1 pseudogene is annotated in these 282 nt (G+C 64.9%); it reads right to left on the bottom strand.

Annotated elements, in window-relative coordinates:
* Nucleotides 1-157: 157 nt before the first annotated feature.
* Nucleotides 158-282 (bottom strand): annotated as a pseudogene (locus tag SB753_RS36550) (SDR family oxidoreductase); the annotation flags it as partial.

Raw genomic sequence — 282 nt, 5'->3', positions numbered from 1 at the left:
GTCGCGGTACGCCGCAAAGCGCCCGAAGGACCTCTCGCCTGATGCGATGGCCTGCGGGCGCCGAATCAATGCACCTTGCGGCTACCCGGCGAATCGCGCTGCCGATGCAATTTGCACGAATTCGCCGCGATCCGCCGCTACTTTCCACTGCCGCCCGTCAAGCCACCTTGTAGCGCGGCGCCGGCGCATTGGTCGACAACAGCGAGAACACCGCGCGGCGCGCAGCCTCGTAGTCTTCCCACTTCTCAACCGCGTGCAGTGACGGAATCGTGATCAACTCGC

It is taken from the genome of Paraburkholderia sp. SIMBA_053, from assembly GCF_046534895.1.
GTDB classification, from domain to species: domain Bacteria; phylum Pseudomonadota; class Gammaproteobacteria; order Burkholderiales; family Burkholderiaceae; genus Paraburkholderia; species Paraburkholderia caledonica.
This window is presented reverse-complemented; position numbering and strand designations above follow the sequence as displayed.